Here is a 17,461-nt window from a genome sequence, read left to right as displayed (position 1 = left end):
AAGTAGTACTTTTGAGCGCACACTGGGTCGGTGCACAGTGTCGTGGTCGTCATGGGCGTCGCGGGGTCGGGCAAGACCACCGTGGCCGCGCTGCTCGCCGCGCGGCTGGGGGTACCGCTGGCCGAGGCGGACGAGTTCCACCCGGCGGCCAACATCGCCAAGATGCGCTCCGGGGTCCCGCTCACCGACGAGGACCGCTGGCCGTGGCTACACGCCATCGCCGAGTGGATCACCAGCCGCGGCCGGGACGGGGGCGGCGTGGTCACCTGCTCGGCGCTGAAGCGCGGCTACCGCGACCTGCTGGCAGGCGCCGGGAACGTGTTCTTCGTGCACCTCGACGGCGACCGGGACCTGCTCGCCACCCGCATGTCCGCGCGCACCGGGCACTTCATGCCGGTCTCGCTGCTGGACTCCCAGCTGGCCGACCTGGAACCGCTCGCCGACAGCGAACGCGGGGTCCGGCTGGACATCGCGGACGCACCCGAACGGCTCGCCGAGGCCGCCGCGCGGTCGCTGGCCGATGTGGACGGAGGTACCCCGTCATGACCACCCTGGCGGCAGGCTGGACCGGGCACGACACCCGGCTGATCGGGGCGGCGGTGCTCGGCATCGCGCTCATCGTCGTGCTGATCACCAAGGCCAGGTTCCACCCGTTCCTGGCCCTGGTGCTTGGCTCGGGGCTACTCGGGCTGGTGGCCGGGATGCCGGTGGACAAGCTGGTGGACAGCTTCACCAAGGGCGTCGGCTCGACCGTGGCCGGGGTCGGCGTGCTGATCGCGCTTGGCTCCATGCTGGGCAAGCTGCTGGCCGACTCCGGCGGCGCCGATCAGATCGTGGACACCATCCTGGGCAAGGCGACCGGCCGGAAGCTGCCGTGGGCGATGGCGCTGGTGGCGGCGTTGATCGGGCTGCCGATGTTCTTCGAGATCGGCCTGGTCATGCTGATCCCGGTGGTGCTGCTGGCCGCCCGGCGCAGCGGCAAGCCGTTGATGCTGCTGGCGATCCCCGCGCTGGCGGGCCTGTCCGTACTGCACGGGCTGGTGCCGCCGCACCCGGGACCGCTGGTGGCGGTCGACTCGCTCAAGGCCGACCTGGGGCTGACGCTGGGCCTGGGTGTCCTGGTCGCCATCCCGACGGTGATCATCGCCGGGCCGCTGTTCGCCCGGCTCGCCGCGCGCTGGGTGCCGGTGACCGCGCCGGAGGCCGACGAGGCGGACGCGGAGGAACGGCCCGAGCGCAGGCCGAGCTTCGCCGCCACGCTGGGCACCGTGCTGCTGCCGGTGGTGCTGATGCTGGGCAAGGCACTGGCCGACATCCTGCTGGCCAAGGGCACCACCGCCCGGACCGTGTTGGACTTCCTGGGCACCCCGCTGGTCGCACTGCTGCTGGCGGTGCTGGTCGGCATGGTCACGCTCGGCCGCGGCCTGGGCCGGGACCGGCTGTCCGCCTCGGTCGCCGCCTCGCTGCCGCCGATCGCGGGCATCCTGCTGATCGTCGGCGCGGGCGGCGGGTTCAAGCAGACCCTGGTGGACGCGGGCGTCGGCGACGTGATCACCGGCCTGGCCAAGGACGCGAACTTCTCCCCACTGCTGCTCGGCTGGCTGATCGCGGTCGCCATCCGGCTGGCCACCGGCTCCGCCACCGTCGCCACGGTGTCCGCCGCCGGGATCATCGCCCCGCTGGCCGTCGGGCTGGCCCCGCCCCAGGCCGCCCTGCTGGCACTGGCCATCGGCGCCGGGTCGCTGTTCTTCTCGCACGTCAACGACGCGGGCTTCTGGCTGGTGAAGGAGTACTTCGGGCTGAGCGTCGGGCAGACCGTGCGCACCTGGTCGGTCATGGAGACGATCATCTCGGTGGTCGGGATCCTGCTGATCCTGCCGCTCAGCCTGGTGTTCTAGTGGTCGCACCACTAGCCCAGCTCTCGATCATGAGGCGGGCGATGGAGGCGCCGCCTGCCAGCACGATGTCGTTGTGCCTGCCGCCGTGGTCCAGGATCTCGCGGACCTCGGTGCGGGACATCCAGCGGGCGGTGTCGATCTCGCCGTCGGCGGGGGTGATGGGGGCGTCGCGGTCGGCGGTGGCGGCGAAGCCGATCATGATGGAGCGGGGGAAGGGCCAGGGCTGGCTGCCGAGGTAGCGCACGTCGCGGACTTGGACGCCTACCTCCTCGGCGATCTCGCGTTCCACGCAGGCTTCGAGGGACTCGCCGGTCTCGACGAAGCCCGCGAGGACCGAGTAGCGGCCTGCGGGCCAGTTGGCGCCGGTGGCGAGGAGAACGTGTTCGCCGTTGGGGCCCTCGGTGTCATGGACGAGGCAGATGACGGCCGGGTCGGTGCGGGGGTATTCCTCGCGGGAGCAGCCGGTGCAGGTCGTGGCCCAGCCTGCGGAGGTGACAGTGGTGGGGGAACCGCAGCGGGCGCAGAAGCGGGCTCTGGCGTGCCAGTTGGACAGGCCTGCGGCGGCGGTGAAGATGCCCGCGTGGATGCCATCGAGGTGGGCGCCGATGCCTCGGAGGTCGTGCCATTGTTCGCCGGTGGCGGATTGGGCGCCGGACCAGAAGGTGAAGGATGTGGCGGGGGCTGGGAGTTGTGCCAATTCTACGTCTATTGGCTGGGCCCAGTAGGAAATGTCGTCGAGTTCGCCCAGGAGCCAGGCGTTGTCCGGGCGGTCGCCGGTGGTTTCCCGGAGAGCCAGGGAGGAGAGGTCTCGGGTTACCGGGGTGCGGCCCTTGGGGTCGATCAGGAGGAGGTGGCCTGACTTCCAGAGATGGTCCAGGAGGTCGGGGGCCTTGCGGGTTGCTTCACTGCGGGTGGTGGTGGAGCGGGAGAGAGTGGGGAGGGAGGGGAGCTGGAACTTGGGTGTCACGGGGGGTTCGCCTCGCCTGCGGCATCGTGTTCGGGGTCGGCTCGCCTTCGGCATCGCACCTGGGGCGCCACCCGATCAAGCAGTGATCGGGTGGCGTGTTGCGTTTGTCGAGGGTCGGGGGCGGCGGCCGGTAGAGCTGGTTTCCGGCTGGACGATTGTTGTTCGTCGGTTGCGGATTCCAGCTCTACCTGCCGGTTCGATGGTGTTACTTGTCGGGGAAGTGGATGCCACCCAGTTTCTTCAGGGGGGCCAGCTTGTCCACGTCGCCGACTACCACGCCGGTGAAGTTGGTGGGGGCGAAGAACTCCTGGGCGGCCGCGGCCACCTCGTCGGCGGTCACGGCCTGGAGCTGTAGCGGATGGTTGATCAGCCAGTCCAGGCCGAGACCGACGGCGGCCAGGGCGGCCAGCTGGGAGGCGATGCCGCCCTGGGAGGAGGTGCTGGTCAGCAGGGAGCCGACGGCGTACTGGCGGACCGTGTCCACTTCGGACGGCTCGGGGGCGATCAGGGCGAACCGGCCGAGCTCGTAGCGGATCTCCAGGAGAGCGGCGGCGGTGACATCGCTGGCGGTGTCCGTGTCGATCAGCAGGGTGCTGCCGTCCGGGGTGAACTCCGGGTAGGAACGGGCGTGGTAGGTGTAGCCCTTGTCCTCGCGGATGTTCTCCACCAGGCGGGAGGAGAAGAAGCCGCCGAAGGCCAGGTTGGCCAGTTTCAGTGCCGGGTAGCGCGGGTCGGTGCGCGGGACGGCCTGGGCGGAGAGGCGGATCTGGGACTGGACGGCGCCGGGGCGGCTGATGACCTGGAGGTCGCCGGGGGTCAGGTGCGGCAGCGGCGGCAGGACGACGGCCGCGTCCGGGGACTGCCAGCCGCGCAGGGCCGACTCGGCCTCGGCGATGGCCCTGGCCGGGTCGATGTCGCCGACCAGGACCAGGACCGAGCCCCGGGGCAGCACCGCGCTCGCGTGCAGGGCGCGGACGTCGACCGGGCGGACCTGGGCGACCTCGGCGGCCTCCGGGATCTCGCGGGTGAACGGGTGGTCGCCGTAGCGGTGCCGTTGGAGGGCCAGGCGGGCGATGACGTTGGGCTTGGAACGGGCGACGGTGATGCGCTCGATCAGCCGGGCCTTCTCCCCCGCCACCTCGTCGTCCCGGTGGACCGCGCCGGTGAGGGCGTCCGCGAGCACCGCGAGCAGCGTGTCGAAGCCGCTGGCCAGGGCGTTGCCGCCGAGGGAGAGCAGCTCGGGGTCGACGGCCGCGGACAGCTCGCCGCCGACCAGCGCCAGCTCGGTGTCGACGGCGACCCGGTCGCGGCGTTCGGTGCCGGTCAGGATCGTGGCGGCCAGGACCTCGGCGGTGGCCGCGTGCGTGGGGGCGTCGCTCGCGAACGGGATGCGGAGGCGGAGCTCGACCATCGGGACCGTGGACTGGTGCACCGCGATGACCCGGAGGCCGTTCGGCAGCACGGTGTCCACAGAGGACAGATTGGTCGCCGCGCGCTGCTCGCCGAGCGGCGGGAGGGGGCGGGGGCCCTGGGTGGTGCGCCCGATCTCCTCGGCGGTGCGGCTCACTGGTCGTCTCCTGCGGTCTCGGCGGTGGGCTGGCTGGGGGTGACGGTCAGGATCGCGCGGGCGTCCGGGCGCAGCTGTTTGGCGGCTGCGGACACCGCCTCGGGGGTGATCGCGGCGATCCGGTCGGGGAGCTCGTAGACCAGGGCCGGGTTGCCGTAGAGCAGCTCGAACGCGCCGAGCGCCAGCGTGCGGCTGACGATCCGGTCGTGCTCCTTGTGCAGGCTGGCCGCCCACCGGGCGGTGACCTTGGTCAGCTCGGCCTGCTCCGGGGCGGTGCCCGCCAGCCGCTCGATCTCCTCGTCGACCGCGACCAGCACGGTGTCCAGGTCGACCTCGGGCGAGTACATGGCGGTGATGGTGAACGTGTCCGGATCGCGGGCCTCGAACGGGCCGAACATGCCGCAGCCCGCGCCGACCTCGCTGACCAGCTGGTCGCCGTAGACCAGGCGCTGCTGCAGGCGGGAGCCGTCGCCGTCGGCCAGCACGCCCGCCAGCAGCAGGTAGGCCAGGTAGGCGTCCAGCTCCTCGATCGGGTCCGGGATGCGGTAGCCGATCGCGACCGCGGGCAGCGGGGCCAGCGGGTCGGGGTGGTCGGCGCGCAGCTCGGCGGCGGGTGGCGGCTCGGCGAACGAGGGGCGCTCCGGGCGCGGGCGCGCGGGCACGTCGCCGAAGTGCTTCTCGATCAGCGCGCGGGCGTTGTCGACCGTGAAGTCGCCCGCGACGGTGAGCACCGCGTTGGCCGGGGCGTAGTAGGTGTCGAAGAAGGCCGCGCAGTCGGCGACCGTCGCCTGCTCCAGGTCCTCGAACCCGCCGTAGCCGTTGTGCGCGTTGGGGAAGGTGTCGAACAGGACCGGCGGGAGCAGGATCCACGGGAAGCCGCCGTACGGCCGGTTCAGCACGTTGAGCCGGATCTCCTCCTTGACCACGTCGATCTGGTTGCGGAGGTTCTCCTCGGTGAGCTTGGGCGCGCGCATCCGGTCGGCCTCCAGGAACAGGGCCCGTTCCAGCGCGGCCGAGGGCAGCACCTCGAAGTAGTCGGTGTAGTCCGGATGGGTGGAACCGTTGAACGTGCCGCCGGAGGATTGCACGTGCCGGAAGTGGGCGAGCTTCTCCAGGCTCTCGCTGCCCTGGAACATCAGGTGTTCGAACAGGTGCGCGAAGCCGGTCCGACCTTCCGGCTCGGAGCGGAAACCCACGTCGTAGTGCACGCTGACGCCGACGACCGGGGTGGTCTCGTCGGGCGCGAGGACGACCCGCAGGCCGTTGTCGAGGGTGTACCTGAGCGGCTGGGAAACGGTCACACCGCGAGCCTACGGGAGATGGACCACAGGCGGACACCGCGCGGCGCCCGCCTGTGGACAACTCCCGATCCCGCAGGTCGGCCCGGGTCGGCCGGGCTCGGGGGCCGGACCGTCCCGGGTGGACAGAGCTAGCAGTCCACGGTGAACTTCTCGGTGGTGCGCAACCCGCCCCCGACAAGCTGTGCGGTGTAGGTGCCGTCCTTGAACCGGCCGGCGTAGCGGGTCCACTGGTAGACGCCTGGGCCGTCGAAGCGGATCTCCTCGTCGTAGCGCGCGGCGCCCTTCACACTGAAGTTCCGCACGGCCGGGAACGGACCGACGGCGTAGTACCGGAATGTCACCACCGACTTGCCCGCCACGCAGCGGGTCGACACCTGGAGCCCGTCCCGGTCGACCACGACGTCCGCGCAGTAGTCGACGGCGACGCCGGTCTCGGTCTCGGTGCCGTCCGAGCCCCGCACGACCACTTGGTGGTCACCGGCCGGGACCGGGCCGAGGTCGACGCTGCCGTGGCCTGCGCCGGACACGGTCACCGCGCGGCTCGCCCCACTCGCGCTGACGGTGTACTCGACCGCCGCCCGGTTCGGGTTGTCGATTTCCACCCACAGCACGGCGGGCGTGGTCACGTCGGCCTTGTCGTCACATTGCGCGTAGGTGCCCAGGCCGGGTGAGTTGCCCGCCGCGCAGTTCACCGTGAACGTGCGCGCCAGCGGCTCGTCCAAGCCGCCGCCGGTGAGCACGGCGCGGTAGACGCCGTCGTCGTAAAGGTTCTCGGTGATGCTCAGGAACATCCCGGGCGCCACCTGGACCTGGTACTGGTCCGGGGTGCCGAGCTGGAGACGGTAGTCGCGGACCTCGTCGGTGCCCGGGTTGGCGATCTCGAAGGTGGCCAGGCCCCAGCCGCCCCGGCACTGCACGTCGACACTCAGCGCGCCCTTGGCCGGGTCGCGGTCGGCGCACGGCTTGACCACGACCGGCAGGCCGTCGGACGGCTCGTCGGCGCCCTTGATCCCGACCGTGTACTCACCGACCGGTACCGGGGTGAACAGCACGCGGTTGACGCCGTGTTCGTCGTCGTATGCGGTCTTCTTCGCGGGCAGGCCGGAGCCCGCGAGCGTGACCGTGTAGGGCTTGGTGCGGTCGTCGAGGATGACCTCCACCCCGGCCGTGCCGCCGTCGCACACGCTGGTGGCCGCGGCCAGGGTCGGCTGGGCGACCTCGACCGGGTAGTCCGGGTCCTCCTGGGCGGTGGCGGGTGACGCCGCGAGAGCCACGGTGAGGCCAACGGCGGTGGTCAGGGCGATTCTGCGCACGATCGTGAGCAATGGTCCTCCCCGGTCGTACCAATGAAAGTGCGCGAAAGGTACACCGCGAATCCCACTTTGACGAGCCCACCCCGAGTAGATCCGTGTAGATCAAACGCGATCGGCTCACATCAGGTCAGCGTTTGGCGAACACCTCGTCCAACGCGGCCACGAAAGCCTGGAACTGGGCCACGAACCGAGCCTGGTCGTGTGCCGCGGCCTGGTCTTGCGTGGCGTACCAATACAAGCCGGGCGTGCCGTCCGCGGCGGAATCGAGGTCACCGAATTGCGCCAACCAGCGCTCGGTCTCCCCCAACGCCACCGCATAGGGCAACGACCGCGAGAACACCGATTCCCTGTCCGCGGCGGGAATGGAGTTCGGCCGCGCGGCGTGCAGGAACCCGCGCACGCCCTTCACCTGCTGCACGAGCACACTGCCGCGTTTGGTGCGGGCGGGTGCCAGCCGCGCGCCGATCAACAGGCCGAGACCGCCTGCCGCCACCGCGATGCCGAGCAGCGCGGGCCCGCCGAGCGCCGCCGCGAGCACGGTCGCGACCGTGCCCAGGGACAGGACGACCGCGCCTGCCAGCCCCCAGCGGCCGACCCCGCGCGGGTGCCTGCCGAACCAGTCGCGGCGGATGGCGTCGGCGTAGAGGGCGGCGCGGGCGGGGCCGAGGTCCGGTGGGGTCTCCCGGAGCGCCGAGAGCGTCACCGACTCGACGCCGTCCGGCACGATCGTGTCGTAGACCGCGCGCTCGTAGGGCGTGAGCGCGTCGTCGGCCGGGTTGCGGCGCACGATCTGCCAGTCGCCGCCCACCTCGATGATCCACAGGTAGTTGCGCACCGCCAGGTCGAGCACGGTCGCGCTCAGGTCGCGGGCATCCACCCGCTCGTCCACGACGGTGCCGACCTGGCCGGGCAGGATGCCGTCCGGCGAGGCGAACCGGACCCGGTCGCCGTCGCGGGCCAGCAGGTCGATCGGGGCCACCTCGGCGGCCACCGCCTTGGCGTCCCGGCCGCGGGCGAGCCACAACACGGCGAACCCGGCGACCAGGAACAGCAGCACCAGGCCGAGCCCGGTGCCGGTGAGCGGGGTCAGCGCGAACGCGGCATCGGCCGCCCGCTCGAACCGGGCGTTGACCGGGACCGCGCCGGGCTCAAGGTCGGCGGCGAGGTCGACCCGGGAGCCGACGTCCAGATCGGACTCGGCCACCCGGAGCACACCGGTCGCGTCGATCACCCCGCTGCGGCACGGCTCGGTGCTGCCCGTGGGCCCGGACAGACAGGTGAAGTGGCGCGGCACCTTGGGCGTCAACAGCGAGGCGCGCACGCGGTTGATCCTGGTGTCCCAGCCGCTTACCACCGGCCAGCGGACCTCAAGGTGGTCGCCCAGGTCCGCGACCGCGCCGTCCACCGTGTACGTGACGGTCGAGGCGCCCCCGTTCAGGCGCAGCACCAGGGCGTCGTCGACCACCTGGGCCGTCCCGTCGCCCCGCACCGCGATATCGCGCACGGTGAAGGCCCGGTCACCGATGTGCAGCGGCGCGGTCCGCGTCATGGTCTGCCGCGCCTGCACGACGACCTGTTCCCGCACGGTCAGCCTGCCGTCGCGCTCCACCTTGAGTTGCAGGTTCAGGCTCTGCGTCAGCACCGGGTCCACCGGCTTGCGGGTCGGCGGCACGGACGGCCCGGTGGGCGGCACCGGGTCGATCCGCGGCGGCGTGGCCGTCCCGGTCGGGCCCGGCTTGGGCAACGGGAAGTCGATGCTCGGCGGATTCGGCGGCAACGACGGAAACGACGGCTGCGCCGCGGTCAAAGTGACGCCTGCCACGACAGTCGCGGCGGCGGCCCCCCATTTCGTCAACACGGCAGCGAACGATAGCCGAGCGGCCCTATGCTCACCGCCGGTCCGGCCAAATCGACCGGGTCCGTCCAGACCGGGGGAACGATGCACCAACCGCCCATGGGCCCGTGGCGCCCGCAAGGCCCCTACCGGCCGCCACCGTTACCGGTGGCGCCGCCGCCCATGGCCAGTCCGCTGCCGTTCCCCGCGCCGTACCCGCCGCAGTATCCGGCCCAGCAGCCTGCTCAATATCCACAAAGGACATACGGGCCGACCGGGTACGCGCCACAGCCCGGATATGGGCCGCCACCACCCGGATACGGCGCGCCGTACGGCCCCCCGCCGGGTTGGCGCCCGCCGCCGAAGCGGATGGGGACCGGGCCGAAGGTGGCGCTGATCCTGTCGCTGGTCTTCGTGGGGCTGTTGTTGGCCCGGGTCACCGTGAGCACTGTCAGTGCCGCGAGCCGTTCCCGCCACACGGATGTCGGTTACACGACCCCGGCCACATACACGTATTCGACCACCACGACCACCACCACCGTCACCATCACCACGGCCGCCCCGACGACAACGGCCACCGCGCGCGGCACTACTACTGCTACGTCCACGGCCCCGCGCACCACGACCGCCAGCCCCACCCCAACGGGCCCGCGCCCGGTGGTCACTCTCGCGGACAACCCGTTGTTCTCGCCCAACAACGGCGTCAACGTGGTCACCTGCAACCTGCCCGCCTGGCGCAGCGACCCGGCGAGCACCCAGGCGTTCTTCGCCGCCGCGGTCCCCTGCTTCGACAAGGCGTGGGCGCCGGTGCTGCAACGGGCCGGGCTGCCGTACCGGACCCCCGGCCTGAAGTTCACCTGGGAAAGCGCCTGCGGTGGCAAACGCGGCGCGCACTGGGCCGCCTTCTACTGCTCGGTGGACTCGACGCTGTACATGCCGTTCGACGGCCTGCAGACCGACCAGAGCGGCAACCAGGTCGGCGCCTATCTCGCGTTGTTCGCGCACGAGTTCGGACACCACATCCAGTCCATGTCCGGCGTCCTGGAAGCCTCGCACGAGGCCATATACGAGGCGGGCGACCAGACCCCGGCGGGCCTGGAACTGAGCCGCCGCACGGAACTACAGGCGACCTGCTTCGGCGGCATGTGGTTCGCGGGCGGCCAACACGGCGGCGCCTCCATCTCCGACCAGGTGATCCGGGAAATGCTCGCCGACGGCTACACCCGCGGCGACTGGGACCCCAACGAGCCTGCGGACCATGGCTCGCAACAGCACAACGGTGCTTGGCAGCAACAGGGCTTCGAGACGAACCGGACTCAGCCGTGCAACACGTGGGCGGCCAAACCCGGGGACGTGAGCTAGTTGTCCACAGGCCACGGTCGGGCGATATTGACAACCGCCGGGATCGCCTAGGGTTCCGCGTATCGGGCGGGTTCGCCCCCCGGGTGGGTGGGGCGTGTCCGCTGGATGTTCTGGGGCGGCGGGAAGAGAACCGGGGTCGGGTGGGCGAGGTGGTCTGGTGGCTGGAGTCGGTGGCGCGACCACGCGGACGCTGTCGAGCCGCTACGTGGTCTGTGCGGTCTGCCGGGGTGGGGTGCGGCGGCGGAGTAGTTCGGCCATGCCGCCGCCTGCCATACCCGCGAAGATCAACAACACCACGCCGATAGGACGGGCGTCCAGGCTCGCACCGGCGTTCGCGGATGCCAGGTGCACGACCGTTCCCAGACTCACCTCGACCTCATCCCCCACCGAATGCCCACAAGCATCGAGCGCCGCCTCCCCACCCGGATACGACACACGTTCCTGCCCCGACTGATCGCACGGCACCGCTACCACCACCCGGGCCTGCACAGTCCGTACTTCGCTGGTCACAGACCAGTGCCCCAGCAGTCCCACGAACGCCAACGCCAACGCGAGCACTGTGCTGACCACGCCCACTATCGCCGCTTTGACAGCGGTGACGGGAAGGGCGAGGACTCGCATCCCCGGATCGTCGCAGACCGCGCAAGAGGGAGTGTCAGTCCTCGGCGGGGGTGACCTTCCGGATGTACAGCAGGCGGTCGCCGGACTCGATGGCGTCGGCCTCGCTGGAGTCGACCCGGTACAGCCTGCCCGCGCGGACCAGACCGAGGACGATGTCGGGCAGGTGTCGGGGGGAGCCGCCGACCTCGGTGGGTTCGACCTCGCGTTCGGCGATGGCCAGGCCCTCGTCCGGGGTGATCAGGTCCTCGACCATGTCGACCACGGTGGGGGTGTGCGTGGCCATGCCGAGCAGCCTGCCCGCGGTCTCGCTGGAGACGACGACCTGGTTGGCGCCGGACTGGCGGAGCAGGTGGACGTTCTCGGTCTCCCGCACGGCCGCCACGATCTGCGCGTCCGGTGCCATCTCGCGGGCGGTGAGCGTGATCAGCACGGCCGAGTCGTCCCGGCTGGCGGCCACGACGACCGACTTGGCCCGCGGCACGCCCGCGACGCGCAGCACGTCGGAGCGGGTGCCGGAGCCGTGCACGGTCACCAGGCCGAGCAGGGAGGCCGCGTCGAGCATGGCCTGGTCGGTGTCGACGACCACGATCCGGCTGGGTTCGACCCCGTCGGAGAGCACCGCGCTCACCGCCGAGCGCCCCTTGGTGCCGTAGCCGACGACCACCACGTGGTCCCGCACCTTCGACCTCCACCTCTGGATCTTGAATGCCTGCCGGGAGCGTTCGGTCAGCACGGCCAGGGTGGTGCCGACCAGGACGATGAGGAACAGGATGCGCAGCGGGGTGATGACCAGGATGTTGGTCAGCCGCGCGGACTCGCTGACCGGGGTGATGTCGCCGTAGCCGGTGGTCGACAGGGACACCGTGGCGTAGTAGGTGGCGTCCAGGAACGAGATGCCGTCCCCGTTGACGTCCCGGTAGCCGTCCCGGTTCAGGTAGACCATGATCACCGCGGCGAACAGGGCGAGCACCGCCCAGATCACCCGCCGGACGATCGAGGTGACCGGGGAGACGCTGCCCTCCGGCATCCGCAGGATGCCGACCAGGTCGTGCTCCGCCCGGGCCGACAGGTCGCCTCCCGACCGCCATGACCTGTTCACCGCGACTCCCCCGACACCGTCCGACTCACCAGCGGAAGGTTAGCCGCCGCCCGCCGCGGCCGCCGCAGGGCTCGCGGGTCGGTTCAGACCTGCTCGATGACCAGCCAGAACCAGGTCTCGATGTCGCCCGCCACCAGCCTGGTCCATTGCGGAACGGTTCAGGCCGCGGGCGTCGCCGGAAAGCCGCACGCGTGCAGCCGGGTCAACTGATCTCGCCCTTGCTGCCGGTGCCGCGGATCTGCTCGACCAGTTCCTCCGCCGCCGCCCGGCTCAGGCCGGTGCCGACGATGATGGGCAGGTCGGACTCGACCATCTCCTTGGCCTCCTTGAGGCCGACCCCGTTGTGCTCGCGCACCACCTTGATCAGGTTGATCTTGAACTCGCCGATCTCGGTGACCAGCACGTCGAAGTCGATCCGCCGGACGCCGACCGCCTCGGACAGGTAGATGTACCCGTCCAGGGCGTGCGCGTCCTGCTCCACGGCGGCGATGAGCCTGCCCACCGCGCGGTCGCCGGTCAACGAGTTCACTGTCTTCTCCACGGTGTCGTCCGGGGCCAGCGCGTCGCGCAGCTCGGTGATCTCCTTGTAGAAGTCCGGCCGCTGGTACTGCACGACCAGCAGCGCGGCCAGGATGCGCACCTCGTAGTCCGTGCCTGCGAAGGTCTGCTTGGCCAGCTCGTCGTTGAGGATGAACGAGTTCACGAACCGCTTGATCCGGCGCGGGTTGGTGCCCAGGCCCGCCACGATGTCGGCGGCGATGTCGTGCAGGCTCTCCGGCAGCAGCGAGCAGACGAACGAGGTGGTCGAGTCGGTGGAGACCGGCGGCAAACTGAACGGCACCTGGACGATCTTGTCCAGGTAGCGCTCGCTGATGTCGCGGTCCTTGTAGCGGGTGTTGATGCTGTTCTCCAGCGCCTCGCGGTCCACGCCGAGCACGTAGACGCAGCCGGGCATGTTCAGGAACAGCTTCAGCGCCTCCAGGGTCTTGAGGATGTTCTCCGGCAGGCAGCGGTCCAGGTCGTCGATGAAGAACACCAGCCGGACCGCGCCGTCGTCGGTGGCCCGGCCGAGCAGGCGTTCGAAGTGCTCGCGCAGCCGGACCTGCTTCTCGCGGATCTGGAAGCGTTCCTCCTCGTACTGCTTCTCGAACGCCTTGAAGTCGGTGGTCGCGTTGAACACCGTCATGGCGCGCAGGGCGGCGTTGGTGAGCGCGCCCGCGATGGCGGCCAGCAGCCTGCGGCCCTCCTCGCCGAGGCCGAGCTTGTCCACCATGGTGTGCAGCAGGGCCACGGCCGGGTTCTCGTCGAACTGGTGCCGCCAGGCGTCGAACCACACCGTGATCGGCCCGCCCTGGGCGGTCTCCAGGTGCCTGCCGACCAGCCGCATGAGCGAGGTCTTGCCGGTGCCCCAGGAGCCGTAGAGGCCGACCACCAGCGGCGTCTCGCACACCATGATCGAGTTCCCGAGCGCGCGGGCGATCTTGTCCCGGTCCAGGGCGTCGACCGACGCCGGTTCGTCGTTGCGGATCCCGGTGGACCAGGACGCGAGTCCGTCCCTCGTGGACATGCCTGCTCCCCTGCCTAGGCTGCGCGACCAGCCTAGTGCGGGGCGATTACTCCGCGTGGGGAATTGAACGCAGCAGGGCACGCAGGCCGTCGGCGTCGAGAAGATCGGCCGGGCGCAGTGTCGTGTCATGCCGGACGTAGTGGAAGGCAGCGCGGACCTGCTCGATCGGCACGCCAGACAACCCGGCCCACGCCAACCGGTAGGCGGCGAGCTGGACGGTCAACGCGGGTAGGTGGTCGTCGTCCGGGACGCGGCCGGTCTTCCAGTCGACGACGGTCCAGCCGCCGTCGGGGTCGAGGAACACCGCGTCCATCCGGCCGCGCACGGCGATGCCGTCGATGTCGGTGGAGAACGGCACCTCCACCTCGTGCGGGGTGCGGTTGGCCCAGTCGCTGCGCAGGAATGCCTCGCGCAGCGTGTCCAGGTCGGTGTCGGGGGCGGCGTCGTCGTCGGCCGCGCCGGGCAGCTCGTCCAGGTCGAGCAGGGCGCGGGAGCCGAACCGGCGCTCCAGCCAGGCGTGGAACGCGGTGCCGCGGCGGGCGACCGGGTTCGGCGGGAACGGCAGCGGCCTGCGCAGCCTGCGGGCGAGCGCGCGCGGGTCGGCGGCGAGCTCGACCAGCTGGCTGACCGAGAGGCTGTCGGGCAGCGTGACCTGCTCGCGGTGTGCGGCGGCGGCCCGTTCGGCGAGGAGCACGTCGGTGTCGCGGACCCAGCCGTCCTGATCGTCCGGCGGGTCGTCGAACTCGGCCCCCGCCGCCAGCGCCTGGAGCTCGGCACGGACCAGGGCGGCGCCGGTGGCCACGTCGTCGCGACGGTCGCGGAGCGGGTCGGCGGGCCACTGGGCCGACTTCACGGCGGTGGCCAACGGGTTCTCCGAGCCTTCCTCGGGCTCGTCGGCCCAGCTGTCCACGAAATCGGTGTGGTCGGACAGTTCGGTGAGGAACTCGGAGGGGCCGCGCGGTTTCGAGCCGGTGCGCGCCCACCAATGGCCGGAGACGAACAGGGTGCGTTCGGCGCGGGTGAGCGCGACGTAGAAAAGCCTGCGCTCCTCCAACAAACCGCGTTCGGCGAACTCCTCGTTGTGAATGCGGAGGGCTTCCTCGACCTCCTTGCGGTTCGCCGCGCCCGCCAGGTTGAGCTTCGGCAGGTCGACGGCGTCACCGCGCAGGTCGGCGGGCAGCTCGGTGACCGTGCGCAGCCAGCTGCCGCCGCGCCTGCCGCTCGGGAACACCTCGCGGACCACGTGCGGGACGGCCACGATCTCCCATTCCAGGCCCTTGGCCGAGTGCACGGTGACGATCTGCACCCGGTCCTCGGCGACCTGGATCTCGCCCGGTTCCAGCCCATCCTCGGCGCTCTCCGCGGTGGCCAGGTAGTCCAGCAGGGCGGCGAGGCTGGCGGCCGGGGCGGCCTGGGCGTAGTCGGAGACCACGTCGGCGAACGCGTCCAGGTGCGCCCGGCCCGCGCCGCCGCGCCGGGCGGTGGCCTCGATGTCCAGCAGCATGGTCCGCTCGACGTCGGCGACCAGCTCGGGCAGCGGCTGATCGAGCCTGCGGCGCAGCATGGTCAACTCGTGCCCGAGCGCGCGGACCCGCCGATAGCCCAGCTCGGAGTAGGCCGCCGGGGGGCCGGGGTCGTCGATGGCGTCGACCAGCCCGGCCTGTTCGGCGCCCTCGCCGGGCACCAGGTTGCCTGGCTCGGTGGCGTAGGCACCCGCCAGCGTGCTCGCCCGTCCCCAGAGCGCGGCCAGATCGGCGGCCCCGACGCGCCAGCGAGACCCGGTGAGCAGCCGGGCGGCGGCGGTGCCCGCGAGCGGGTCGATGAGCACGCGCAGGGCACTGACCAGGTCGCGCACCTCGGGTTCGTCGAGCAGCCCACCGAGCCCGACGACCTCGACCGGCAGCCCACGCGCCCGCAACGCCGTGGCGATATCGGCCATGTCCGCCCGACGCCGCACCAACACGGCGGCGGTCGGCGGCTTGCCCTCCGCCTCGACCGCGGCATGCCAGCGATCAGCCACCTGGTCGGCCATCCACTGGATCTCAGCGTCCACATCGGACAGAAGGGCGATCCGAATGTCCCCCGGCGGGGCGTCGTCACGCGCCCGCAGCTCGTCGACCTCCAGTCCCTGCGCACGCAGCGGCGCGGAGACGGCGTTGGCGAGAGCAAGCACCTCGGGCGGGTTACGGAAACTGGTGAGCAGACCGAAACGCGTGGCAGGCTCGCGACGTCCGCCGTGTTTCTGTGGGAAATCGGTGGTGAACCGAGGCAGGTTCGCCGCGCTCGCGCCCCGCCACCCGTAGATGGCCTGCGCGGGGTCACCGACGGCGGTCACCGGCATAGGCTCGGCGTCCGGGTATTCCAGCGAACTGCCGAAGAGCGAACGCAGCAGAACACGCTGGGAATGCCCGGTATCCTGGTACTCGTCGAGCAGCACGGCCCCGAACCGCTCCCGCTCCCCCTTGACCACTTCGGCATGCCCGGCGGCAAGCCGAGCCGCGAGCGACATCTGGTCCCCGAAGTCCAACGCCCCTTCCTTGCGCTTGCGGTCGGCGTACGCGGCGACAAGCGGGAGGAGCGCGATCCGGAACTGTTGCGTGACAACGACTTTCCGAAGGTCTTGCGACATCTCCGCCCGCTGCCCCTTGGCCCGCGGCGCTTCCTCGATCGCGGCACACAACCGAATCGCGTGCTCCCACAACACTTCCGGCTCGACAAGATGCTCGGCCAACTCCCCGGCGAGAGCGAGAAGATATTGGGTCACGGTGGCAGGCACGTAGTCGGTATCGAGATCCTGCCCCCAGGTCGACACAACCCGATGCGCGGCCTGCCAGGACGCCGTCTCAGTCAGCAACCGCGCCCCCGGCTCGACCGGCAGCCTCAACCCATGCTCGGCAACAAGCCTGCCCGCGTAAGCGTGGTAGGTGAGAATCGTAGGTTCCCCGGCGAACACAGCGGCTTTGCGTTCCCCAGTGGGATCAAGCTTGTCCAGCAACCGCGACCCCGCCAGCCTACGCAACCGAGCCCGAACCCGATCGGCCAACTGCCGCGCGGCCTTCCGAGTGAAGGTAAGCCCCAACACCCTCTCTGGCGTGACCAACCCATTGGCCACCAACCAGACCACCCGCCCGGCCATCGTCTCGGTCTTCCCGGCCCCCGCCCCCGCCACCACCAACGCAGGCTCCGGCGGCGCCGCAACAACCTCGGCCTGCTCCCGCGTAGGCGGCGCAAGACCGAGCTCAGCAGCCAGTTCCCCAGGACTGACCAGCGCCAACCCAGGCAGCGGAAGACTCACGGCAGCAACGCGTCCAGGTAGATCAACAACGGACACGGGCTGTCGACCTTGAGCACGTCCTGAACGTGCATGACCTCCTGGTAATTGCCATCCACCAGGTCAAAGACCGTCACGGACATGGGATACCCCGGCACGACCCGCCAGAAGTGCGGGATTCCCGCACGAGCGTACTGCTCGGGCTTGGTCAGCAGGTCGACCCGCCTTGACCCGGGCGAGACGACCTCGACCACTAGCACCACGTCCTTCGCGGCGGTGAAGGTGTCGTCGTAGACCGTTGTCGTGGCGGTGACAGTGAGATCCGGGACCCGCACCGTGGGCGGCTCAAGACCAAGGTCGACATCGATCTCGGGAAAGACCAGAAGTTCTGGCGGCAGCTGGGTTTCGATCTGGGTGAAGAGTCTCCCCAGCGCCAACTGGTGGAGTTTGACCGGCCGTGGACTCACGCGCAGGATGCCTTCGTCGAGTTCGTGGATGAACGAGCTCTCCGGGGGCAAGTCGGCGAACTGCTGCAGCGTCAGCCGCCGTCCGCCGTGGGCCTGTATCGAACTCATACGAGTCAATCTACCTCGCGAAACCCCAAACTCCACCCCCACAACCCTCGATCACCTGTTCGAGCGCCGACAACACCCCCAACCCC

At 70.7% G+C, this 17,461-nt stretch carries 13 protein-coding genes; 3 read left to right on the top strand and 10 right to left on the bottom strand.

Annotated features, from left to right (window positions below):
- The first annotated feature begins 51 nt into the window (after nt 1-51).
- Both C503_RS0131875 and C503_RS0131870 read left to right on the top strand, forming a co-directional pair.
- Entirely contained in the window at nt 52-546 is a 495-nt protein-coding gene (locus C503_RS0131875; protein ID WP_033401273.1) for a gluconokinase, read from the top strand.
- Nucleotides 543-1,898, top strand: coding sequence for a GntT/GntP/DsdX family permease (locus tag C503_RS0131870; RefSeq protein WP_018686291.1), 1,356 nt, complete (start codon nt 543-545; stop codon nt 1,896-1,898). The genes C503_RS0131875 and C503_RS0131870 overlap by 4 nt, the downstream gene beginning before the upstream one ends.
- Here C503_RS0131870 and nudC read toward each other — a convergent pair.
- The 5 genes from nudC to C503_RS0131845 form a co-directional block, all read right to left on the bottom strand.
- On the bottom strand, nt 1,882-2,865 hold the full coding sequence (nudC, locus tag C503_RS0131865) for an NAD(+) diphosphatase (protein ID WP_018686290.1): 984 nt from the start codon (nt 2,863-2,865) through the stop codon (nt 1,882-1,884). The two genes, C503_RS0131870 and nudC, sit on opposite strands and share 17 nt — an antisense overlap.
- 205 nt (nt 2,866-3,070) lie before the next feature.
- Nucleotides 3,071-4,432, bottom strand: a complete 1,362-nt coding sequence (locus tag C503_RS0131860; protein ID WP_018686289.1) for a M16 family metallopeptidase — start codon at nt 4,430-4,432, stop codon at nt 3,071-3,073.
- Nucleotides 4,429-5,733, bottom strand: coding sequence for a M16 family metallopeptidase (locus C503_RS0131855; RefSeq protein ID WP_018686288.1), 1,305 nt, complete (start codon nt 5,731-5,733; stop codon nt 4,429-4,431). The genes C503_RS0131860 and C503_RS0131855 overlap by 4 nt, the downstream gene beginning before the upstream one ends.
- Nucleotides 5,734-5,861: 128 nt before the next feature.
- Entirely contained in the window at nt 5,862-7,058 is a 1,197-nt protein-coding gene (locus C503_RS0131850) for a hypothetical protein (RefSeq protein WP_018686287.1), read from the bottom strand.
- Nucleotides 7,059-7,173: 115 nt separating this feature from the next.
- On the bottom strand, nt 7,174-8,904 hold the full coding sequence (locus C503_RS0131845) for a DUF2207 domain-containing protein (RefSeq protein ID WP_026316905.1): 1,731 nt from the start codon (nt 8,902-8,904) through the stop codon (nt 7,174-7,176).
- 363 nt (nt 8,905-9,267) lie between these two features.
- On the opposite strand from C503_RS0131845, the gene C503_RS0131840 reads away from it, so the two are divergent.
- Entirely contained in the window at nt 9,268-10,242 is a 975-nt protein-coding gene (locus tag C503_RS0131840) for a neutral zinc metallopeptidase (RefSeq protein WP_156893652.1), read from the top strand.
- 201 nt (nt 10,243-10,443) lie between these two features.
- Here the strand turns inward: C503_RS0131840 and C503_RS46385 are convergent, their stop codons facing one another.
- The 5 genes from C503_RS46385 to C503_RS41570 all read right to left on the bottom strand — a co-directional run bounded on the left by C503_RS46385 (nt 10,444) and on the right by C503_RS41570 (nt 17,375).
- Nucleotides 10,444-10,863 (bottom strand): hypothetical protein, encoded by a 420-nt coding sequence (locus C503_RS46385; RefSeq protein WP_018686284.1) that lies wholly within the window; start codon nt 10,861-10,863, stop codon nt 10,444-10,446.
- A 34-nt stretch (nt 10,864-10,897) separates the two neighbouring features.
- A complete protein-coding gene (locus C503_RS0131830) occupies nt 10,898-11,962 on the bottom strand; it encodes a potassium channel family protein (RefSeq protein ID WP_018686283.1) in 1,065 nt (354 codons plus the stop codon).
- Nucleotides 11,963-12,164: 202 nt separating this feature from the next.
- Complete coding sequence (locus C503_RS0131825) at nt 12,165-13,529, bottom strand: ribosomal protein L7/L12 (protein ID WP_018686282.1); 1,365 nt, start codon at nt 13,527-13,529, stop codon at nt 12,165-12,167.
- Nucleotides 13,530-13,575: 46 nt separating this feature from the next.
- The gene (locus C503_RS0131820; protein WP_245572635.1) at nt 13,576-16,824 is read right to left on the bottom strand and encodes an ATP-dependent helicase; all 3,249 of its coding nucleotides are present in this window, start codon (nt 16,822-16,824) and stop codon (nt 13,576-13,578) included.
- Complete coding sequence (locus C503_RS41570) at nt 16,821-17,375, bottom strand: Uma2 family endonuclease (RefSeq protein ID WP_018686280.1); 555 nt, start codon at nt 17,373-17,375, stop codon at nt 16,821-16,823. The genes C503_RS0131820 and C503_RS41570 overlap by 4 nt, the downstream gene beginning before the upstream one ends.
- Nucleotides 17,376-17,461 lie beyond the last annotated feature (86 nt).

Source organism: Actinokineospora enzanensis DSM 44649 (genome assembly GCF_000374445.1).
GTDB classification, from domain to species: domain Bacteria; phylum Actinomycetota; class Actinomycetes; order Mycobacteriales; family Pseudonocardiaceae; genus Actinokineospora; species Actinokineospora enzanensis.
This window is presented reverse-complemented; position numbering and strand designations above follow the sequence as displayed.